The following is a 20,560-nucleotide window of genomic DNA, read 5'->3' as shown; positions in this document are numbered from 1 at the left end:
TAATCAAGGCACAGGAACGAGGGCTGTGTGTGTATTAACGGGAATCATAAAGTATAAGGAAGCTAACAGTGATGACCAAATCTAAATGAGTTGGTCATCTCTTTATTTACATGATCATTTTGATCTATAACGTGTCACCTTACTGCTACCTCAATCTTAATTTTCAAAACTAGGCTTTACTGCTGTCGAAATCCTCGATAAAACTACTTTCCTTATAGGTGAATATCAAATGAAGTTCCATCCACCAATAATTCGTGAGACTCACCATCTGCAATATCATCGGTAGTGAATGAAAAGGACTCGAGCCCTTCGATTTTTTCTTCAGAATCGACTAATAAGCCAATTGTGCCTTTTCTTGTTTCTCCTGGTAGGTAATCTGATCGACTTACTTTTTTTGTCCCCATAAAAGTATCCCCGGAGTGGATGAAATTTTTAGAAGGCACATTATATGTAAGATCATCATTGAAAGTAACATTTTCCATGCTGAAGAACTGCAGTTCCTTCGAACCTTTATTTTCCACAGAATAAGTTATTTCAAGATAAGTTACCTCTTCACCAATATCCGTTTTAGACCACGCAGACTGCTGATCGATTTCCTCCATGGTTAAATTCTCTTTATAGTATATCGAATAGGCTTCTTCAAAACTCAATCCCGTATAGGATTTGAGCTCTTCCTGTACTTCATCTGTGAGTGAAGAAAATTGAATCCTGCGGATATCCTTGATTGTGATGACCATGGGAGCCAATTCAAATGACTCATTTATAGACTTCCTTTCCAGTAATGTGAGTGTTCCCCAATCTTTTTGGCGGACTTTATCGCCGACTTTTTCAAGATGGGTCCCGCCATATTCCTGTACCTCAGGAATTTTGGACTCCTTGGCTTCTGCATTTTTCCGTTTTTCGGTCTTATTATCGCTGCCGAAATAATTGAAGGCTATTACACTTGAAAAAATAAGCAATAATCCAGCAATTGTTGAAATGGTCCATCTTTTACGAATATTTCATCACTCCTTAAACCATTATTGTCACAAACTATAATATACCTTTTTTTCGCAAATGAAGGAAGAGTTCCCATCTTGTTGCCGAAAATCGATATAGTTTGCATAGAAAGTTTCAAGTAGGATACTAGGGTAGTTGTAGCTTTTTATCAAAAACGAAAACAATGTAAAAAGGAGAAACCCCCGGATGAAAAACCAACACGGGGCTTTTTCAGATAGGTAGTGGCCATAACAGGCCATCTCTTGGCGGAAGCAACATTCTTCATGAGCAACTGCTTTATTAATCTATACGTAAATTTGCCGATCAGGAACTATTCTTCTCGAGCTGTCGGCCATTTTCGGCTTTTCTGGAAGAATCCGGATTCTAGGGCGTCTGGTGTCAAGATGGTCTCGCGCAACATAATCTGGTGGGAAAAAAGAAAAAAGCCGTGCATATTCATCTGGGGTGCTGAAGGAAGTATGGTACCTAGAGATTTGATGAATGAATATTATCAAAGAGAAAAAAGTGATGTAAATAGGTGAAAGTTTCATGGTCTTTCTGTCTTGATATCTCCACCCTTTGGTGTGTTTTTGCAAGATTTCTCAGCTATAGTACAAGCGATTTTATATTAAAGTCATATCATATTACGAAGAGAAAATCCTAAGAAACTGAGGACAAGCTTAGTAATGGATCAATGGATAAAGAAAATGGCTTAGGAACGAACAAATAGAAAGGTTTTTACTTCCTGGACTTAATTTTTGCTTTCACAGCGCTCAGGGATTGAGTTTTCCAATATAAACAGACAGAACTAAATCTTTTGTTTATTATTGATTCTTCTATGTACTTGATTTTTCATCTCCCTGGAAATCCATCTCTCTATTCACAAATTTTTAAAAAAGGAGACGTATAGGGAATGTGGCCAATTAACAATGGTAAGGAAAGGATTCATCAGTCGAATAAAAGTAAAATGCTGTCCCAGCAAGAGATAAAAGCCATTGAGTCTTGGATATCTCGAATGTGGACATACCAATTTTATAAAACCTCAAGACAAATAGCGTCTACTGCTAGTAAAACGCTAAAATTCAAGTATAAAGTGATTGGGAATGGTTTAAATCGAGTTGTCTATGATTTAAATAATGGCTATATATTAAAAATTGCAATATCAGAAGTAGGCTTAATAAGCAATGCAAATGAATCCTTTATATATAATAACTGTAAGAAGGAAGTCAAAAAGTATCTATGTCCGGTTAAGGAGTATGGGACGGGCTGGATTATCATGAAGAAGGCGGACACGAAAGTATCAAATCTAATCAAGGAATGTACGAAACTGATCAAGTTGGAATTGAAATTCCTAAGGTACGGTATCATTCCAATAGATTTGCGTCTAGATAATGTCGGATTTACCGAGAATAATGAAATGGTTGTCATTGATTACGGTCTATTCACCATGAATCTCATAAGTCCTGTGCTGCGATGGTTAGTTCGATGATGTTTTTATCCAAGGGAGGCCCCGCAGGCGCAAAGGGGGCGGAGGATGCTCCCGCACCGCCCGGGGAAAGCGAGAGCCCTCGTCTACAGACTGGAACATGAGATTTACTCTTGTTTTTTATTTACAACTATTTAACCTATTTAACCTATTTAGCCCATTTCGCCGAGAGCATATTGATGGGTATTAAATTAAACAAATTACAATATATTTAGGTAAAGACCTCGCTAGAATATTTTAATTGAAAATTTTCATAAACAAGTGGTGGTCCGTTAAATGAAGGCTATGGGTAATTAGACGATTGGTAATAATCTTAAAAGCTACACGAATTTGTTTAATTCCTAACATATTTTCATCAAGAACAAAGTTGAGTGCTCCACATGCTAGCTAAAACCATCAAGTCGTTACTCTTCAAAGCCATGTCAAGACAATGAACTTCCTAATTACCAAGCATACAAAACCACCTTAATCAGAGATTCATCTGAAAGGTGGTTTTGATATGCCATTCTTAACTATTTTTCACTTAATGACCTCCGTTTTCTAAATAAGCTTGTTCATTTTAAACTAAAGCTAAATTGAATTTTCTTAGGTTTCATAAAGTGAAATTGGAGAGAGTTGACTTATCTAGTTTTACCAACAAAGGCACGTTTGCAATTCCGGACGAGCGATCCGTGCCGATACAAACAAGTACTAATGTGTCATACTATCATTCGTCGCTTATTTTAAAGCTAATAAACTTCTGTTCCATCATCTCATGCATCGCATATTTGACGCCTTCTCGACCAACACCGCTGTCCTTCCAGCCGCCATAAGGCATATTATCAATCCGATAAGTTGGGATATCATTGATGACGACTCCACCTGTTTCCAAGCGTTCTGCCGCATAGAAAGCACGCTCTATACTCGGTGTCATCACTCCTGAGTTTAATCCGTAACGTGAATCATTTGCATCCTTTATGGCACCATCCAGCGTTTCGAATGGGAAAATACAGACAATCGGACCAAATACTTCGAAACGAAATACCTTTGAGTCACGATTTACATTGGTTAAGACGGTAGGCACTAGTACATTGCCTTCCACTGTACCGCCGCACTCAATTTTTGCTCCTTCCTGTACTGCCTCGTCAACCCAACTTTGTAACCGCTCCAATGATTTTTTCGAAATGACTGCTGTAATATTAGTGTTTTCCTCGGACGGGGATCCGATGACAAGCTGCTTTGTCCTACTGACGAATCGATCCAAAAATTGTTGGTACAGTGATTTGTGGACATAAATTCTTTGAATCGAGATACACACCTGCCCATTATTGGTAAATGAGCCCATCACACTTCGTTCAATAATTTTATCGATGTCGACTCCTTCATCAATAATGAATGGCGAATTGGATCCGAGTTCTAGCGTAAGCTTACGGAAGCCTGCTTGCTGCTGGATAAGGTGTCCGACTTCCACACTGCCCGTAAAAGTCACTTTTTTTACATGTGGATGGGTCGTCAACGCTTCACTTAAAACATCTCCCTTGCCCGGAATGATGTTCAATACTCCCTCCGGCAGGCCTGCTTCTTTAAAAATCTCGGCAAGCACCAGCGCACTAAGAGGAGTTTGTTCAGCAGGTTTTAAAACGATAGAATTTCCCGCCGCAATAGCTGGACCAACTTTATGGGCGACAAGATTAAATGGAAAGTTAAATGGGGTAATTGCCGTTACGACGCCAATCGGGGTACGAATCGTGAAGCCAAAACGGTTTACCCCACCCTGTGCAGCATCCATCGGAATTTGTTCTCCATAATTGTTCTTTGCCGCTTCTGCAGCAAAACGATAGGTCTGAACCGTACGATTCATTTCCTCACGAGCATTTCGAATCGTTTTCGCCGCCTCCAAAGAAACGATTTTCGCAAGCTCTTCACTGCGTTCTTCCATGATTGCTGCAGCTTTTACTAAAATTTCGGCTCGTGCATGCGCCGGGTAGGATCGGTATTTCTGAAAAGCGGCATTTGCCTCAACGATTGCTTCTATGGCATCCGCAGGCTCAGCTTGTCCGATTTGTGCAATTTCTTCATTGGAATGGGGATTAAATAACGGCTCATACGATTTAGCCTCACGCCATTTCCCGCCGATCCACAATTGCCACTTTTTCTTCATCTGACATTCCTCCAATAATACATGTTTTATAATTTACAAATATAATCACCCAGTGCTTTTGAGAGCTTTACATTTTCCGAATAATCGACATCCACATCAATCAAGACAATTTCCTGACTCGAAATCGCTTCTTCTAATGCATGAAGCAATTCATCGGAGTGGGTTACTTTCACTCCTTTAACACCAAAGCTATTTGCAAACCCTAAAAAGTCTGGATCTGTAAATTCAATCGCATTCGTACGATCAAATTTATTCAATTGTTTCCATTCGATTAGGCCGAATTTCGAATCATGGAAAATGACGATGACGAAGGCAAGGCCAAGACGTTTGGCAGTTGACAATTCAACCCCATTCATTAGAAATCCACCATCGCCTGTGACCGCAATGACAGGTTTATCAGGTTTTGCCAGTTTTGCCGCAATCGCACCGGGAATGGCAATCCCCATGGATGCAAAGCCATTAGAAATGATAGTGTGATTAGGCTTTTCTGGTTGATACATCCGGGCAATCCATAATTTATGTGCACCCACATCCGAAATGACAATGGCATTCCCCTTTTCCGCCTTTTTCAAATCAGCGATAATCCGCTGAGGGATGATAGGACTTCCTGATACATCATCTGAAGAATGAAATTTTTCAATAATTTGAGACCTTAACCTTTTTACTTCTGGCCAAAGCTCTTTTTTTACAACATCAGTGGTCAAGGCTTCAAGTGCCTCTGTTACGTTCCCGACCAATTCAGCTTGAACGGGGTAATAAGCATCAACCTCAGCCGGTCGAGCATCAATATGAATAATCTGATTCATTGCCTCATCGTTCCAATACTTTGGCAAATACTCGACGAAATCATAGCCGACAGTGATAATAAGATCGGCCAAATCAAACCCGCATAAAACATAATCCCTTGCTTGCATCCCTACTGTAAAAAGGGTCAGCGGATGGTTAGAAGGTAAAACACCTTTGGCCATGAACGAATTCACAACAGGAATTTGTTTCTCTTCAGCAAATTTCCGTAAGGACTCCGAAGCTCTATCGCGGATTACGCCATTACCAGCTAGAATAATAGGTTTTTTAGCGCGATTTATTAATTCTACGGCTTTTTTGATTTCTTCTTCGGCTGGACGGGATCTAGGCATTGGTGTAACTGGAAGTGGTTCACCTTCTGTATCCATCATCGCCACATCTTCCGGGAGCTCGATCTGAACAGCTCCCGGCTTTTCAATGACTGCAGTCTTAAATGCCTTACGGATAATTTCTGGAATCGTATGAGGGACCTTAATTTGTTGATTCCATTTCGTTACTTCCTTAAAAACTCCAATAATGTCTACATATTGATGCGACTCCTTATGAATTCGATCAAGTCCCGCCTGACCAGTAATCGCAACAACAGGGGAATAATCCAGATAAGCACTTCCTATCCCTGTCAATAAATTGGTTGCACCCGGTCCCAATGTACCCAAACAAACGCCAGGCTTTCCAGTTAGCCGTCCATAGATGTCTGCCATAAATGCTGCAGCTTGTTCATGGTGAACTAAGATAAATTTAATATCAGAGCTTATTAGAGAATCAACAAGATCCGTATTTTCCTCACCAGGTATCCCGAAAATATACTGAACCCCTTCATTCTCTAAACATCTTACAAACAAATCAGATGCCTTCAAACTATTCCCTCCTCGACCATTGATTTCTTTCCCTATATGTTGGCTTTGCCTACGTGAAATTATGTACTTGAGTATTAAAAATCCTTTTAATAATATTCGCTCCTTTGTATAAAGAGATTCAAGGTAGTGTAAATTAAACACAAATATAAACATTACTAGGAGGGGTAAAATGGATATCGCAAGTCGTTTAATTATCATCGCATTTATTTTTGTTGCACTCGTTTTAATTGCACTTGTCATTTTTCTAGTCTATTTATTAATATTTGACCGAAATCAGAAGCATCACGCCATACTACGGAATTATCCAGTACTAGGGAGGGTACGCTATTTTTTAGAAAAAATCGGTCCGGAATTGCGGCAATATTTATTTAACGAGGATAATGAAGGGAAGCCGTTTTCCAGGGATGACTATGAACATATTGTAAAAAGCTCAAAGTATATGCGGGATGTAATTGGGTTTGGTTCAAAACGTGATTTTGATGAAGAAGGCCTTTTTGTTCGGAATGCTATGTTCCCCAAATTAACCGAAGAAGAAAAATTCGATAGAGAAACAAAGGTGATAACCAAAAGATATATCTTATTGAAAGATCCGCTTCTTACGCAGCGAAAGGAAAAATGGGAGGATGAGGAATCGTCTGCTTACTTATTAGATGACGATGATGCCGTAATCATTGGCCCGAATACAAAACATCCATTTAGATTAAAAGGTTTGATTGGGATGTCGGCGATGAGCTATGGTTCATTAGGATATAATGCCATCACAGCTTTATCAGAAGGATTGGCTTTAGCGAAAGGCACATGGATGAATACTGGGGAAGGTGGACTCTCTTCTTATCATTTAAAAGGTGGCGTCGATATCATTATGCAGATTGGCCCAGCCATGTTCGGAGTGCGTGATAAATATGGCGAAATGGATTGGGACGAGTTAAAGCGGAAAAGCGAAATTCCTCAAATAAAAGCATTTGAGGTTAAGCTAGCTCAAGGTGCCAAAACACGCGGGGGACATATCGATGCTGAAAAAGTTACTCCAGAAATTGCCGAAATTCGCAAAGTGGAACCATTCAAATCGATTGATAGTCCTAATCGTTTTCATCAGTTCAATGATGTACCGACAATGTGTGAATTCATTGAAAGAATCCGCAACCAAACAGGTAAACCTGTTGGAATGAAGATGGTTGTAGGAAGTAATGATAGCGTAGAGGAATTAGCCAAATATATGAAGGAAACCGGCAAAGGGCCGGACTTTATCACTGTGGATGGCGGGGAAGGCGGAACAGGAGCTTCATATCAAGAATTGATTGATAGTGTCGGTTTGCCGATTAAATCAGCGCTGCCAATTGTTGTCTCGACCCTTCAAAAATATGGGGTACGCGACAGGGTTATAATTATTGCTTCAGGTAAACTGTTCACCCCTGACCGGATTGCGATTGCTTTGGCGATGGGGGCTGATCTTGTCAATATAGCTCGTGGATTCATGATTGCCATAGGATGTATCCAAACATTGAAATGTCAATCTAATGCCTGTCCAGTTGGGGTAGCCACAACAGACCCAGAATTGCAAAGGGCTCTCGTGATTGACGAAAAGAAATACCGCGTCGTCAATTTTCTCGTGACACTTCGAAAAGGACTATTTCGAATTTCTGCAGCAGCAGGTTTGGATTCGCCCGTTCATTTTCAACCTAAACATATTAGTTATAAAGATGAAAAAGGCGTCGTGACTTCACTGGAAACCATCATTCAGGAAATCAGGCAGCAAATAGGGTGAAATTCTGATTATTCTTTGCTCCTATTAATATTAACTTTACTTTCCGTTTATTATCTGCTTTCTGGTTTTGTGAAAAATAACAATGGGATATTGTAATAAATAATCAGTTCACTATCTACCAATAACTCGCCTGACAAATTCTAAAGGGGGGCAAATTATGAACAATATGGGATGTCAATGCAGGTCCAATGTAGAATTGCAGCAACTGGTTGATGAGGCAAAAAAATTTACCGTTAAGGGAACCTTGGCTGACTATATACCGGCTCTAGAAAAGGCGAATCCTGGGGATGTATCTGTTGCTATTTACTATCCTGACGGAAAAAAATATTGCGCGGGGGATGTAAGTGTCAAAATGACGCTGCAAAGCATTTCAAAAGTATTGACACTTGCTCTGGTATTAATGGAAAAAGGAGAGGACTATGTCTTTTCCTATGTGGGAAAAGAACCCACCGGTGACCCTTTTAATTCCATTTCCAAGTTAGAGACAAACAAGCCATCCAAGCCGTTAAACCCGATGATCAATGCAGGAGCATTGACTGTGACCCACATGGTTGCAGGTGACAGTGTAAATGAGAGGTTTAAGCGTATTTTACATTTTATCCGGGAGTTGACCCAAAATCCTAATATCGATTTTAATGAAGCTGTTGCCCGTTCAGAATACAATACAGCAGACTTAAATCGGTCGTTAAGCTATTTTTTAAAACAGCATAATGTAATAAACGAAGATGTGGAGAACTTAATCGAATTGTATTCGAAGCAGTGTGCCATTGAAATGGACAGTCAGGATTTGGCAAGGATAGGCTGTGTACTGGCCATGAATGGGAAAGATCAGTTGACGGGAAAGCAAATCATCCCAGGGGACATTGCTCGTATTTGCAAGACATTCATGGTAACCTGCGGCATGTATAATGCATCAGGTGAATTTGCCATTAATGTTGGCATTCCGGCTAAAAGCGGAGTATCAGGTGGAATCATGGGGGCGGTCCCTGGAAAATGCGGAATTGGAATTTATGGTGCAGCGCTGGATGAGAAGGGGAACAGCGTTGCCGGAGTAAAGCTCTTGGAAATGATGGCGAAAAAGTATTCATTAAGTATGTTTAATACTTAAACAAGGTTTTCTGTTGCACAATTTATTACAGATAGATCCTACAGGCAATGATTGAATATTCCTATAGAAGTCTATCGTTCTCTTTTTATAATTGATTTCGAAATGAAATCCCTTATTAAACTCAGTTTTGGGATATAGAATGTAGCTTCAAACTGCGCATTGTTGTATTGAACCCTTCATGCTTTAGCGAACGTTTAAGGTAATCGCCTCCCGGCTTCATTTCATATATCAAAAATAAAAAAATTGTCCATTGCAGCAGAGATAACCAAATCTGTTTAGCTTGATTCGGGTGTGGGCCCTGTAACAAGATGTTTTCATTTGATATTCAATCTGGTAATGTTTCATCAACAAAAACCTCAAATATGTCCAAAAGAGTACAACTGGAAAGATATGCAAAGCAACAATGAAGCCAGAAGGTAAACAATACTTCAGAGACGCTACTGCAGTTGTTATTAAGGAGTCAGTACAAGTGCAAATCAATGAGTTGAGACAAAAGTTGTCAGCTCTGGAAGCCTCCTTTCTACAAGCACAAGAGAATCCAACTGCGGAGAATAAACAGTTACTTTTGTATGATGCGAATACGGTCCAATCAGTGGCTTAATGGGTTAAACTCATTTTTAAAAGTTGAAATGGATATCTTTAGGTAAATCGTTGTCAATGGACATCAATAGAAAGAGTGGCTGAAGCCTCCAAGATCTTATCTTACCTGGGAGTTCTTGTACAATCTCATGCACCAGGGGCCAAAACAGGCTCGCACATGGGTTTATTGTTGTTACAGGAAAATTAGTGCTTGTAAATTAGGAAATTTACCTAAGATAATAGAAAATGGGTGATGTATCTAACAGTGCTGGAATATATGAAAGGAATGTATAAAGTGAAAATTGCTAGTTTAGTTAAAGGAAGCATGTTACAAGGGCTTATTTGTGCAACATGCTTTTATTTGCCAGTTTAAAGAATCATAACTGATGACACAACGCTTGCCACTTTTTTATCATCTTGAAATAAATCAGCGACTAGATAAGCTGTTTTTTTCCCGATTCGATCTACTTTTGCCTCAACCTGTACGTCTCCTAATCTTACTGGCCGATGAAAGGTAGTATGTAAATCAATAGATGCGAATGATTGTCCGATACTTAATTTAGAAGAAATAGCATAAGCCATTATAATATCTGCCGCAGAAGTGACAAATCCACCCATTGCTACACCGTTTCCGTTTATAAATTTTTCATCTACTTTCCATACCCCCTTTGCAATTCCTTCCTGGGCATAATTTGCTTTAATCTGTAACGTTAAATCACAATTCGGAGGCTGTTTTCCCTCTGTTAAAACTTGTAAAAGTGCGTTTCCTTCAAATGATTTCTCCATAAAATTACCCCCTTAAATAAGTTAATACTGCAATACAGAATATTCTAACATATCCAAGGGTATTAAATGACACTGAAGTTGTTGAATTTACAAATAAAGTAATTGGAGAATGATACTAATCACTTTAGAAATAGTTTAATGTAGGATGTTCTTATTTAGACTGAAGGGGCTGTTAAAATATGAATTGGTCAAACCCTTATTCATTTTTGGGAGCTTTATGAAGCGGGGTCTGTGTTGCAATGGAGACTGGAATAGAATATTTTGCGGCGAGTGCTCATGGATATCTTTTAGGATTCTCCTATCATAATAAGTGGTGGGTCAGCCATGACCAATTCGGCGGATATTCAGCCCATGGGCGTTTTGACCAGCGTATGTACATTGCAACAAAAGCTGATACAGTAATAGTAAAATTATCTTCTCATCTTCCTCATAAATATGAAACAAATGCTTTTTAAGCGATAGTAGAAGACTTAGTATTGTAATAAAAAATAGAAGAGATGGCATCATTGTATTTCATTCTTACTCTGTTTATTATTTTGTTTATTTTTCTTTCTTATTTACTTAATGAGCAGGATACCTCAACAAGGCAGTCGAATATTCATTTAGTATGAGCCGGCCTCATTTTCGAGTGGGGTGTATTGGAGGGTGAATATGGAAAATCATGAACTGGAAAAAGTTATAAAAAATGCAGATAGGGCAATAAATAACGAGGACTTCGATCATTTGATGGATTTCTATTCAGATGATGCAACTTTAGTTGTCAAACCTGGAACAATCGCAAAAGGGAAAGATGAAATACGTCGCGCATTCGTTGCTATCGCTGATTACTTTAATCATAGTTTAATCGTCAATCAAGAAAAGATGGCAATTATCGAAACGGGTGATACGGCATTGGTTGTGGCAAAAGCCCAGCTTAGTGCTAATCAAAAAGACGATTCCGAATTCTCTATGGAAAGAACCGCGACATATGTATTTAGGAAAGATTCCATTGGTACCTGGCGCTGCATAATCGACAACTCTTATGGTGCTGAAATAATTGAAGAATTAGTATAATTTGTGAAAGCTCCCGAATAGGTGGCTTTTCATTTTTACTTAGACATCACAAATAAATATCTTTTACTAATTGCGTTTTAGCAACCCCAAAGAAGCCCAGCGTGTTCTTTCAAGAAGTCGTAAGAGAAAACTTACAAAGCTGCTGAAGATCACAACGAAAAAGGATACATGACCCATGCGGTAAAATTGGTTGCGGCACATGCTCTTCAAAACTTGAATTTCCTTTGAATTGAAGCTGGAGTTATGCCTCATAATAAGGGGTCAATCAAGGTTGAACTGCACCTCCTATTGTTATACACCATCTAACAATAGGAGGTGCAGTTTCTTTGACTAAATATACGAAAACGTAGACAAAAACAAGTGACACATGAATAGTTGTTAATGTACTCACAAAAAATCTTTAAATGGCAAGCTGGAAGAAATCCGTTTGAAAAACTTAAATCAATTATTACTATATAAATCCAAAAGTATTGACTTAGATTCAGCAGAAAGTGAATTTAAGGATTGGAAAAAATATTCCATGCTATGATTCTTTTGTTTGGATTTATATGTATAAAAATATAAAAGACTCATTGGAAAATTATTTACCAATATATTGATTGAGGAAATGTGCTATTGCTGTATAGGCAGTAATTTTATTATTTATTTTTACGATGGAATGACCTTCATTTTTAAAGCGGATAAACTGTACAGGATGATTTCGTGCCATTAATTTATTTACAATTTGTTCAGATTCTTCAATTGGAACCCGTGGATCATTACACCCGTGGAGTACCATAAGCGGACTGGTAATCCGGTCAGACAGATTCAATGGATCAATCAGATCATAAAAGTTTCCGTCCTTTTCGATAGTTCCATATTCAACTTCGCGGAGTTTGCGTCGCCAAGGACTGGTTTTTTTAAGAAAAGTTCTGAAACTTGAAATCCCAACGAGATCAATTGCAGCAGACCATAATTCAGGGTAATGGGAAATGGCTGCAAGAACCATAAAGCCTCCATAACTCCCTCCCATAATGGCAACTCTATTAGAATCAGTGCTTCCTTCTTTCTTTAACCAATCTACTAATGAAACAAGATCTCTAACGGAGTCCATTCGTTTACGAACATCATCGAGATGAGTATATGTTTTTCCATATCCTGTACTTCCGCGAACGTTGGGAGTAATTACTGCATATCCAAGGCTTAGAAAATACTGCAGAACTGGATTGAAAACAGCCCGAATTTGGCTTTCAGGACCCCCATGAACATATAGAATAACTGGAATTTTTTCTGTTTCGGTATTTGGCTTGAAATAAAATGCAGGTACTTGGAGATTGTCAAAAGATTTAAATGAAATAAGAATAGGTTCAATTAATTTATTTTCCAAAAGCTTTGACTGAAGAGATTGAGTAAGCCGTTCTGTTTTCATTTTTCTTAGGTCAACCTGCCATATATCAGACGGATAGGCTGGTCCATTGAAAACGTAGGCTAACTTTTGATTGTCGGGTGAAAAAGTAAGGCTAGTTAACACCCCCATTGGTGTCTTCCATGTATAAAGCGCACTTGATTTTAGATCTAAAAGAATGCCTTTTGAAATCCCTCCTTCATTAATTGAAAAAGCTAACTTTGATTGATCTTTACTCATAGCGAGGCCTTCAAAGTCCCATTGTCCCACCTCCAGCCAAGTGATATTTTTTGTTGAAAGATCAATGATCGCGAGTCCAAAAAATTCCCTATCTTGATTTGTTAATAAATAGAGATGATCTCCATCCTTGCTGAAATGAGGGTTTTTATAGCTTGCTTCACCCTGATGATCTGTTAACCAGTTCATTTCTCCTGTGCATAGATTCAGTAAACCTAAATCGTTATCCAACTGGGAATTTGTTTTCCGAATCAATAACGATTTACAATCAGGAGACCACATGATGGAGGCATATAGACCATCCTTTGACAAAACCCTTTGTATTTCTAATGTTTCGACATTTTGAATATAGATATCGAAAAAGGCAGGATTTCGACGATTGCTTGACCAGGCTATCCATTTTCCATCAGGTGAGTGACCCCCATATTCATGTTTATGTTCCGGTGAGTTGGTAAGCGGAACCAGTACACCATCACTCTTGAGGAAAAACAGTTGCTGCTTCTCATTACCGCCGACATCCATGCCGATAAATAGGCCGTGTTGTGATGACCTGTTTAAGTATTTAAAAAAAGTGATTCGTTCATTAGTAAAAGAAGTTTGGGTTGGTTCTCTTACATCGAAATCCTTTGTCCAAACCTGCGGTAAACCAGAATAATCTGCAATAAAGATTATCTTATTACTGTTAGGACCATAAATAGGGTTACTTACAGTACCAACAGATAAATATGATTTGATGCTAATTTCTTTCATACATTCGCTCCTTAAAATATGCTGAAAAAAGAGTGGGATTGAGATAGCCCAAATAATAAAAAAGCTGAGTCAAAAGAATCTAATTACGTCTCGCAACCATTATATTCAGATGCATTTTATATCATGCACTTAGTATCTTGGCTATGAGTGTCAAAATCGTTGCGAAGGGAATGTTTAAAAAGATTTTTCCGATTTCTGTCAAATTCGTGGGGTATTTTAGTTTTTAATCATCAATCCAGATGGGACACCCTTTGTTTTTTTATACCTATAATACAGTCGCCTGTTATTGAAACCACCGGTAAAATTTCCAAATAAGGAGCATGAAGATCATGTATCCGAAAAGGGAATAAGAATGATGCCATGCTTCGCTATGAGTAAACAATCCTAACTTCTCAGCAAACGGTTCGGAAACACCTATACAAAGTCCAATCAAAACGATAAACAGGATTCTTGAAAATGCAGTCAACGTTTTTGCGATCCATAAAAAGAGCGTAGTAAAAATAGGCAATATCAATAATGTAAAAGCGACATTGATTGTAAATATATCTGGGAATGGTCTTGCTGGAAAGGCATACATTTGTTTACCGACAATCAGTAAGTCTAAATAAGTCCCGATGAAACAAGAGAGAACTATGGTGGCAACAAAAGCCCGAAGGTTACTCGTCTTCTGATTCTTCTCGGAGTAGGACGTTTTTTTTTGCCATAATGGCAAGTTCAATTTTTTCAAGCGTTTTGCAGTACTCATCATAAACCTCCCCTTCTGTATTTTCTTCCTTATCGATTAAGTAGTCCATGATTTTCCAGTCTTCAAACCAGTCTTTGCTTTCCTCCTCTTCATGATTAATATCTTTCCATGTGTATATTAATCGCGGACTGTATAAACGATCCGCACCTTTTCTTAATTGGCATTTTTTTGTTCGACGTTTATAAAATGCACGGGAGAATGTTTCGTTGACATCATTAAACAAATGCGGCCAGTAGTCTTTTCGCGAACCGGTATGTGGATGATCATGAGCCCAATCTACTACTCCTGATAAGATGTTCTCACGGCTAAACAGCTGTGAGTATAATCGCTTGCCCAGCAATATTCGCTCATGAAGGGAGGTGAAATGCTTCATTGTATTCCCGACTAGTAATGTTTCTTGTTTGGTCTCATCCTTATAGAATGGAAATAGAATGTGATTAAAGCGAAAAAAATCATAAAGTTTGAATCCAATACTACTTAGTACGGTCTTTTTAAAATGAGCATTTTGAATGACCCTTTTTTCTAAATAGCTTTGTTCATTAATAACAGTGGCAATGGCTAACATATACTTATCGCCTGTTCTCCAAAAGTGGTTCCACAAAGTTTCCATAAACGTTGATACATTGAAAAATGGTAGAAGATGAAACAGTCTTTTTGATCTTTTGACACTTTGTTCATACAACAAAAATTGTGGGTACACATCTTGGAAGATTAACCAGTTCCCGCGTTCCAAAAAAGAAAAGAAGATAAGTTGATCTTTTTCCGACAATAGACTTGTATATAAATCTCCTTTTAAATCCGTCATATTCCAACCGCCATTTCGCGATACCATATGTCCAAGAAGTGCCCAGTGTATTTCTGGGTAACGGAGGTAAAACTGAAAATAGGCATGGGTTCGGGTCACATTATTATTGTTATGTTGTCTTGTTCGTTCTTTAATTTCATGTATTAACATTGTCTCTTCTCCCGTTAATTTCCGCTTTTTAACAGAAGTCTGTTTTTTACCTTTTTTCTTTAATTCATCTTTTACATCTAAAAGGGAATACGGAATCGTTTTGGAAAAGCCGCTCCATTTCCTTTTCCTATCGTTGTGTTGCATCCTACTTCCTCCCGTAAACACGAATGTTCTTCTTTTAAGGCAAAATAGGTTACCGTGGTAACCATCAGATGAGCAAATTTTTTAATCTTTTAACTTACTAGTTAAGATTTTTTAAATGTATCTTAACAATGCAGCTACCTTCAGTTTATTACAAACGTTAAGAACAAATGATTATCGTTTTTTCGTACAAGAGATAGCGCGAACATTTTAATGTTATTTGTACCATGATTTAAAGTATTCAAAGGACACGAAGGGAAAGGATGTATTGGAAAGTGTGACATGTAATCTTTCAAGGTTACTGATTTTTTCTAGGAATTTGTGGAACCATATATGTAAACAAAGTACTTAAGAAAGGAGTTCTATGAAAAAAATTGTATTGATTTCCTTATTTCTCACGTTTGTGTTCGCCTCTCATGCTTTCGGTAAGCAATTAGAAATGCCCATCTTGATTTATCATTCGATTGACGAGTTTAAAGGGCAGGGTTCTAAGGAGTTATATGTAACCCCGAAGAATTTCGAGAAACAAATGATTTATTTGCGAGACCATGGCTTCACATTATTAACTTTTGATCGGTGGCAAGACATTAATAAAGTAAACAAACCCATTTTCATTACCTTTGATGACGGATACAAAAACAATCTGAATGCATTCGCAATCTTTCAAAAACTGAAAACCGAACGTTTTAAACCAACTGGCACCATTTTTGTTATTTCTGACTTTATCGGTCGTTCCAACAGATTATCGAAATCGGATTTAAAACTGATGGCTGATTCGGGTATAATCTCAATCCAGTCTCATACTGCTACACATCCCGATTTGACGAAAATAAAAAATTATGAATATGAATTGAAAGGGTCCAAAGATAAAATTCAAAAAATAACGGGTAAACCAGTTAATGTTCTTGCGTATCCTTACGGGAATTTTAACGACAAAGTCGTAGCAGAAACGAAGAAATACTATTTGTTTGGACTTACGACAACCCCTGAACCATTTTCTGAGAAGGGCATTAAAGATGAACTCTATCTTTTACCAAGAATTTATATCAAGTATTCAAGTACTCTTGATGACTTTTCAAAGATAGTTGACAGAGAATGAAGCAGGTAATTGCTTTTTCTTTTTGGAACCAAGGGAAAGTGCTTAAGCTTATTTAGAAAATGGGCACAGAAACAAGGGGAAACATCAAAAAAAAATTGAAAAATTATAGGAATTAACACCGTTCATAAAATTTTGAACGGTGTTATGTTTGTTCTTAACTTGCATTTTAAATAATTTTTTGTGCCTTTACACGTACACAGGTACTCTTCTGTATAGTATATTTTGTGAAATTATTTAGTTTGACAATATACCCCTATAGGTATAAAATGAACTCATAAGTCAGGAACGCGTAAACTAAGAGTAAAAAGCACAGATTTTAGATATTGATAGAGGTGGGGGATATGATTTTTCTACTGATTGTAATATTTTTACTAATTTTGGTCCCGTTTTTGTATAAACGGTATGTTCCTGTTAAGAACATTCCTTGTAAAAAGAATGAAGTACAGGATGCCATTTTATTGGATATTAGGGCTTATAATCATAAGCGTGACAATGTCGATGAAGAGGTTTTGAATATCCCTTATGCTTATTTGAAACGGTTTAATGAAGAAATCCCACATGAAAACATTCATGTAATTGCTTCAGATAAATTGGAAGTGAACTTGGGGCTCCGTTTCTTAATTGGAAAAGGAATTAAGGTAACCAGTTATGAGATCAGTGATTGTGTTTGTAAATAGATGGGTGGGTAGAATATGGAATATGATAAAAGTGTCCTTAATCGCTTGAAGCGGATTGAAGGACAAGTCAAGGGAGTTCTTGGAATGATGGAGCAGGGGAAAGATTGTAGGGAAATCATCACTCAGTTAGCTGCTGCACGTAATGCCATCGACAGGACCATGGGCGTTATCGTAAGTGCCAATCTTGAACAGTGCGTTCGGGAAAATGTCGAAAAAGGTGAAGGCACTGAACATCTTGTCAAGGAAGCCGTTGAGTTATTGATTAAAAGCAGGTAAAAGAGAACCTGACCTAAAAAAGGAGAGAGTTATCCATGGCTTATATTTTACAAGTTGATTTTAAAATGGAAGGGCCCTTTGGTCACGAGATGGTGGAAGGGTTTGCTGGCTTAGCTAAAAGCATCAATGATGAAGAAGGTGTGATCTGGAAGATTTGGACCGAAAATCGGGAAGCGAAGGAAGCTGGTGGCATATATCTGTTTGAGTCAAGGGAATCAGCCTGTAAGTACTTGACTATGCACACAGCACGTTTAAAAGGTTTTGGCATAGATGAGGTTAATGGGAAAATATTTGAAGTAAATGAAGGTTTGACTCAAATCAATCATGGTCCAATTAAATAAAAAAATAAATAAAGAGGGTTGACCAACAGTATTTTTTGTCTTATTATATACCTCGAGGGGTATATATAAAAATTTTTTTAACGAAATATATACCTGTACGGGTAATAAAAATAGGCTTAGGGGGAAAAAATATGACTGAAAAGAAAAGAACGACGATCATTTTATTTAGTGGTGATTATGATAAGGCAATGGCTGCTTATATCATAGCAAATGGTGCCGCAGCCTACGATCATGAAGTGACCATCTTCCATACATTCTGGGGATTGAATGCTTTAAGGAAGGATGAGCCGCCGTCATTAAAAAAAGGCTTTCTTGAAAAAATGTTTGCAAAAATGATGCCTCGTGGTTCTGATAAAATGGGTCTATCCAACATGAATTTTGCTGGAATGGGGCCGAAAATGATCAAGCACGTGATGAAAAAACATAACGCCATGTCACTCCCGAATTTAATTGAGTTGGCCCAAGAACAAGATGTGAAACTGATTGCCTGTACGATGACGATGGATTTATTAGGCTTGCAGCAAGAGGAATTAATGGATGGAATAGAATATGCAGGGGTAGCGGCTTATTTAGCCGAAGCAGAAGATGGAAATGTAAACTTATTTATATAAATTGGGGTACTGGAGGGATGAGTTCAAATGGGAACTATATTTAATCTCATCATATTGGGTCTCATCGTTTGGTTTTTATATCAGCGATTTGTCCCGGCAAAGGGGATAAAAAATATAAATTCGGCTGAGTTAAAAGCAGAGCTGAATAACAAAGGCAGTAAGCAATTCATTGATGTCCGTACTCCTAATGAATTTAGGGGCAATCATATCAAGGTCTTTAAAAATATACCTTTAAACGAACTTGGCAAAAGGGCACAAGAACTTTCAAAAGATAAAGAAGTTGTTGTGATTTGCCAAAGCGGGATGCGGAGCAGTAATGCATGTAAAGCTTTGAAAAAACTCGGATTTAATGAAGTCACCAACGTAAAAGGCGGCATGAGTTCTTGGCGCGAATAAAAGGAGGATATTATAAAGATGAAAGAAATTTTACCGAATGATGTGAGTGCATTATTGAAGGGAAACTCGCCAGTCCATATTATTGATGTGCGGGAGGCGGATGAAGTAAAGGCAGGGAAAATACCAAATGCTTTGAACATCCCGTTGGGTCTAGTGGAATTTAGAATGCAGGATCTAGATAAATCAAAAGAGTATATCATGGTCTGCCGATCAGGGGGCAGAAGTTCAAGGGCAGCGCAGTTACTTGAGGATCATGGATATAAAGTGTTGAACATGGTGGGCGGCATGAATGAATGGGAAGGTCCCATAGAATAATTTTTAAGGCTAAATATACCCCCATCAGGAGGAAATAAAATGATCAAAACAAATTCCGTTTTGGATGCTAAAGGTTTAGCATGTCCTATGCCAATCGTAAAAACGAAAAAAGCCATGAAAGGCCTGGAAGCAGGGGAAGTACTGGAAGTTCAAGCGACTGATAAAGGGTCAATTGCCGATATGAAAGCCTGGGCGGAAAGTACAGGTCATCAATATATAGGTACAGTTGAAGAAGGAACCACACTAAAACATTATCTTCGGAAAGCAGGCGGAGAAGAGCAACAAGAGAAGAAGCATGAAAAAGTCATTTCAAATGACGGCCTTCTTCAAAAAATCGAAGAAAATCAAAACACGTTCATCCTGGATGTACGAGAAGCGGCAGAGTATGCTTTCAATCATATTCCAACAGCTAAATCCCTCCCGATGGGTGAATTGGAACAACGTATGGATGAACTTGATAAAGAGTCAGAGATTTTCGTGATTTGCCGTTCTGGCAGCCGAAGTGACCTAGCTGCACAAAAACTAACAGCTGCAGGATTTAAACAAGTGGTTAATGTTGAACCGGGCATGAGCCAATGGAATGGTCCTACCCAAAAATCAGTGAATGAATAACATATAATCCTAAAAATGGAGGAACATATCATGTCTAAAAAAGTAGCGATAATCGCTAGTAACGGTGGTTTGTTTGACGCATATAAAGTATTTAACATTGCAACAGCAGCTGCAGCAACGGATCAAGAAGTAGCTATTTTCTTTACATTCGAAGGCTTAAATTTAATCCATAAAGAGGCCAATCAACAACTACCGATGCCAGTAGGTAAGGAACATTTTGCAGAAGGATTTGCCAGAGCTAATGTACCTTCTATTCCAGAGTTGCTTTCTATGGCACAAGAAATGGATGTCAAGTTTATTGGGTGTCAAATGACCATGGACGTTTTGGGCATGGAAAAAGAAGCTTTCGTTGACGGCATCGAAGTGGGTGGAGCTGTCACATTTTTAGAGTTCGCTAAAGATGCTGATGTAACTTTAACCTTTTAATTCAGGTAAAAAATTTTGAAATATTAAATACTATAGGGG

22 protein-coding genes are annotated in these 20,560 nt (G+C 38.2%); 15 read left to right on the top strand and 7 right to left on the bottom strand.

Annotation, left to right across the window (positions count from 1 at the left end):
• Window positions 1-212 precede the first annotated feature (212 nt).
• Window positions 213-959: a hypothetical protein gene (locus tag ACQKKK_RS14110; RefSeq protein WP_427616751.1), complete on the bottom strand. Its 747-nt coding sequence runs from the start codon at window positions 957-959 to the stop codon at window positions 213-215.
• Between the two features lie 932 nt (window positions 960-1,891).
• Between ACQKKK_RS14110 and ACQKKK_RS14105 the strand changes: the two genes are divergently transcribed.
• On the top strand, window positions 1,892-2,467 hold the full coding sequence (locus tag ACQKKK_RS14105) for a hypothetical protein (protein ID WP_427616750.1): 576 nt from the start codon (window positions 1,892-1,894) through the stop codon (window positions 2,465-2,467).
• Window positions 2,468-3,170: 703 nt separating this feature from the next.
• Here ACQKKK_RS14105 and ACQKKK_RS14100 read toward each other — a convergent pair.
• Complete coding sequence (locus ACQKKK_RS14100) at window positions 3,171-4,604, bottom strand: aldehyde dehydrogenase family protein (protein ID WP_427616749.1); 1,434 nt, start codon at window positions 4,602-4,604, stop codon at window positions 3,171-3,173.
• A 26-nt stretch (window positions 4,605-4,630) separates the two neighbouring features.
• Window positions 4,631-6,265, bottom strand: a complete 1,635-nt coding sequence (locus tag ACQKKK_RS14095) for an acetolactate synthase large subunit (RefSeq protein ID WP_427616748.1) — start codon at window positions 6,263-6,265, stop codon at window positions 4,631-4,633.
• A gap of 169 nt (window positions 6,266-6,434) precedes the next feature.
• Between ACQKKK_RS14095 and ACQKKK_RS14090 the strand changes: the two genes are divergently transcribed.
• From ACQKKK_RS14090 to ACQKKK_RS14080, 3 genes are all read left to right on the top strand, one after another.
• The gene (locus ACQKKK_RS14090; RefSeq protein WP_427616747.1) at window positions 6,435-8,030 is read left to right on the top strand and encodes an FMN-binding glutamate synthase family protein; all 1,596 of its coding nucleotides are present in this window, start codon (window positions 6,435-6,437) and stop codon (window positions 8,028-8,030) included.
• Window positions 8,031-8,187: 157 nt separating this feature from the next.
• Window positions 8,188-9,138 (top strand): glutaminase A, encoded by a 951-nt coding sequence (gene glsA / locus ACQKKK_RS14085; protein WP_427616746.1) that lies wholly within the window; start codon window positions 8,188-8,190, stop codon window positions 9,136-9,138.
• Window positions 9,139-9,607: 469 nt separating this feature from the next.
• Window positions 9,608-9,739 (top strand): hypothetical protein, encoded by a 132-nt coding sequence (locus ACQKKK_RS14080; protein WP_427616745.1) that lies wholly within the window; start codon window positions 9,608-9,610, stop codon window positions 9,737-9,739.
• Window positions 9,740-10,086: 347 nt separating this feature from the next.
• Here ACQKKK_RS14080 and ACQKKK_RS14075 read toward each other — a convergent pair whose 3' ends face one another.
• Complete coding sequence (locus tag ACQKKK_RS14075) at window positions 10,087-10,503, bottom strand: PaaI family thioesterase (RefSeq protein WP_427616744.1); 417 nt, start codon at window positions 10,501-10,503, stop codon at window positions 10,087-10,089.
• A 239-nt stretch (window positions 10,504-10,742) separates the two neighbouring features.
• Between ACQKKK_RS14075 and ACQKKK_RS14070 the strand changes: the two genes are divergently transcribed.
• Complete coding sequence (locus ACQKKK_RS14070; RefSeq protein ID WP_427616743.1) at window positions 10,743-10,958, top strand: hypothetical protein; 216 nt, start codon at window positions 10,743-10,745, stop codon at window positions 10,956-10,958.
• Between the two features lie 196 nt (window positions 10,959-11,154).
• Complete coding sequence (locus ACQKKK_RS14065) at window positions 11,155-11,556, top strand: YybH family protein (protein ID WP_427616742.1); 402 nt, start codon at window positions 11,155-11,157, stop codon at window positions 11,554-11,556.
• A gap of 580 nt (window positions 11,557-12,136) precedes the next feature.
• Here the strand turns inward: ACQKKK_RS14065 and ACQKKK_RS14060 are convergent.
• The 3 genes from ACQKKK_RS14060 to ACQKKK_RS14050 form a co-directional block, all read right to left on the bottom strand.
• Entirely contained in the window at window positions 12,137-13,927 is a 1,791-nt protein-coding gene (locus tag ACQKKK_RS14060) for an alpha/beta fold hydrolase (protein WP_427616741.1), read from the bottom strand.
• A gap of 283 nt (window positions 13,928-14,210) precedes the next feature.
• Window positions 14,211-14,672, bottom strand: a complete 462-nt coding sequence (locus ACQKKK_RS14055; protein WP_427616785.1) for a CBO0543 family protein — start codon at window positions 14,670-14,672, stop codon at window positions 14,211-14,213.
• Window positions 14,584-15,771: a DUF2515 domain-containing protein gene (locus ACQKKK_RS14050; RefSeq protein WP_427616740.1), complete on the bottom strand. Its 1,188-nt coding sequence runs from the start codon at window positions 15,769-15,771 to the stop codon at window positions 14,584-14,586. Before ACQKKK_RS14050 ends, ACQKKK_RS14055 begins: the two co-directional genes overlap by 89 nt.
• 361 nt (window positions 15,772-16,132) lie before the next feature.
• Between ACQKKK_RS14050 and ACQKKK_RS14045 the strand changes: the two genes are divergently transcribed.
• The 9 genes from ACQKKK_RS14045 to ACQKKK_RS14005 all read left to right on the top strand — a co-directional run bounded on the left by ACQKKK_RS14045 (window position 16,133) and on the right by ACQKKK_RS14005 (window position 20,521).
• Window positions 16,133-16,867, top strand: coding sequence for a polysaccharide deacetylase family protein (locus ACQKKK_RS14045; protein ID WP_427616739.1), 735 nt, complete (start codon window positions 16,133-16,135; stop codon window positions 16,865-16,867).
• A gap of 341 nt (window positions 16,868-17,208) precedes the next feature.
• Window positions 17,209-17,544, top strand: a complete 336-nt coding sequence (locus ACQKKK_RS14040; protein WP_427616738.1) for a sulfurtransferase — start codon at window positions 17,209-17,211, stop codon at window positions 17,542-17,544.
• Window positions 17,545-17,559: 15 nt separating this feature from the next.
• Complete coding sequence (locus ACQKKK_RS14035; RefSeq protein ID WP_427616737.1) at window positions 17,560-17,820, top strand: metal-sensitive transcriptional regulator; 261 nt, start codon at window positions 17,560-17,562, stop codon at window positions 17,818-17,820.
• A gap of 35 nt (window positions 17,821-17,855) precedes the next feature.
• Window positions 17,856-18,161, top strand: coding sequence for a monooxygenase (locus ACQKKK_RS14030; RefSeq protein WP_427616736.1), 306 nt, complete (start codon window positions 17,856-17,858; stop codon window positions 18,159-18,161).
• A gap of 131 nt (window positions 18,162-18,292) precedes the next feature.
• Entirely contained in the window at window positions 18,293-18,772 is a 480-nt protein-coding gene (locus ACQKKK_RS14025) for a DsrE/DsrF/DrsH-like family protein (protein WP_427616735.1), read from the top strand.
• Between the two features lie 27 nt (window positions 18,773-18,799).
• Window positions 18,800-19,168 (top strand): rhodanese-like domain-containing protein, encoded by a 369-nt coding sequence (locus ACQKKK_RS14020; protein WP_427616734.1) that lies wholly within the window; start codon window positions 18,800-18,802, stop codon window positions 19,166-19,168.
• An 18-nt stretch (window positions 19,169-19,186) separates the two neighbouring features.
• The gene (locus tag ACQKKK_RS14015) at window positions 19,187-19,483 is read left to right on the top strand and encodes a rhodanese-like domain-containing protein (RefSeq protein WP_427616733.1); all 297 of its coding nucleotides are present in this window, start codon (window positions 19,187-19,189) and stop codon (window positions 19,481-19,483) included.
• Between the two features lie 39 nt (window positions 19,484-19,522).
• On the top strand, window positions 19,523-20,095 hold the full coding sequence (locus tag ACQKKK_RS14010) for a sulfurtransferase TusA family protein (RefSeq protein WP_427616732.1): 573 nt from the start codon (window positions 19,523-19,525) through the stop codon (window positions 20,093-20,095).
• 30 nt (window positions 20,096-20,125) lie between these two features.
• Window positions 20,126-20,521: a DsrE/DsrF/DrsH-like family protein gene (locus tag ACQKKK_RS14005; RefSeq protein WP_427616731.1), complete on the top strand. Its 396-nt coding sequence runs from the start codon at window positions 20,126-20,128 to the stop codon at window positions 20,519-20,521.
• The last annotated feature ends 39 nt before the right edge of the window (window positions 20,522-20,560 follow it).

The organism is Peribacillus sp. NPDC006672, assembly GCF_050274955.1.
Classification (GTDB): Bacteria; Bacillota; Bacilli; order Bacillales; family DSM-1321; genus Peribacillus.
The sequence above is the reverse complement of the archived record's forward strand: the minus strand, read 5'-3'. Positions and strand labels throughout refer to the sequence as shown.

Bases quoted from the DNA above. Each gene is read 5' to 3' on its own strand.
- ACQKKK_RS14065 (WP_427616742.1), top strand. From the start codon at position 11,155: ATGGAAAATCATGAACTGGAAAAAGTTATAAAAAATGCAGATAGGGCA.
- ACQKKK_RS14025 (WP_427616735.1), top strand. From the start codon at position 18,293: ATGACTGAAAAGAAAAGAACGACGATCATTTTATTTAGTGGTGATTAT.
- ACQKKK_RS14005 (WP_427616731.1), top strand. From the start codon at position 20,126: ATGTCTAAAAAAGTAGCGATAATCGCTAGTAACGGTGGTTTGTTTGAC.
- ACQKKK_RS14090 (WP_427616747.1), top strand. From the start codon at position 6,435: ATGGATATCGCAAGTCGTTTAATTATCATCGCATTTATTTTTGTTGCA.
- ACQKKK_RS14035 (WP_427616737.1), top strand. From the start codon at position 17,560: ATGGAATATGATAAAAGTGTCCTTAATCGCTTGAAGCGGATTGAAGGA.
- ACQKKK_RS14060 (WP_427616741.1), bottom strand. From the start codon at position 13,927: ATGAAAGAAATTAGCATCAAATCATATTTATCTGTTGGTACTGTAAGT.
- ACQKKK_RS14030 (WP_427616736.1), top strand. From the start codon at position 17,856: ATGGCTTATATTTTACAAGTTGATTTTAAAATGGAAGGGCCCTTTGGT.
- ACQKKK_RS14040 (WP_427616738.1), top strand. From the start codon at position 17,209: ATGATTTTTCTACTGATTGTAATATTTTTACTAATTTTGGTCCCGTTT.
- ACQKKK_RS14070 (WP_427616743.1), top strand. From the start codon at position 10,743: ATGGAGACTGGAATAGAATATTTTGCGGCGAGTGCTCATGGATATCTT.
- glsA (WP_427616746.1), top strand. From the start codon at position 8,188: ATGAACAATATGGGATGTCAATGCAGGTCCAATGTAGAATTGCAGCAA.
- ACQKKK_RS14100 (WP_427616749.1), bottom strand. From the start codon at position 4,604: ATGAAGAAAAAGTGGCAATTGTGGATCGGCGGGAAATGGCGTGAGGCT.
- ACQKKK_RS14010 (WP_427616732.1), top strand. From the start codon at position 19,523: ATGATCAAAACAAATTCCGTTTTGGATGCTAAAGGTTTAGCATGTCCT.
- ACQKKK_RS14050 (WP_427616740.1), bottom strand. From the start codon at position 15,771: ATGCAACACAACGATAGGAAAAGGAAATGGAGCGGCTTTTCCAAAACG.
- ACQKKK_RS14105 (WP_427616750.1), top strand. From the start codon at position 1,892: ATGTGGCCAATTAACAATGGTAAGGAAAGGATTCATCAGTCGAATAAA.
- ACQKKK_RS14075 (WP_427616744.1), bottom strand. From the start codon at position 10,503: ATGGAGAAATCATTTGAAGGAAACGCACTTTTACAAGTTTTAACAGAG.
- ACQKKK_RS14055 (WP_427616785.1), bottom strand. From the start codon at position 14,672: ATGAGTACTGCAAAACGCTTGAAAAAATTGAACTTGCCATTATGGCAA.
- ACQKKK_RS14020 (WP_427616734.1), top strand. From the start codon at position 18,800: ATGGGAACTATATTTAATCTCATCATATTGGGTCTCATCGTTTGGTTT.
- ACQKKK_RS14045 (WP_427616739.1), top strand. From the start codon at position 16,133: ATGAAAAAAATTGTATTGATTTCCTTATTTCTCACGTTTGTGTTCGCC.
- ACQKKK_RS14015 (WP_427616733.1), top strand. From the start codon at position 19,187: ATGAAAGAAATTTTACCGAATGATGTGAGTGCATTATTGAAGGGAAAC.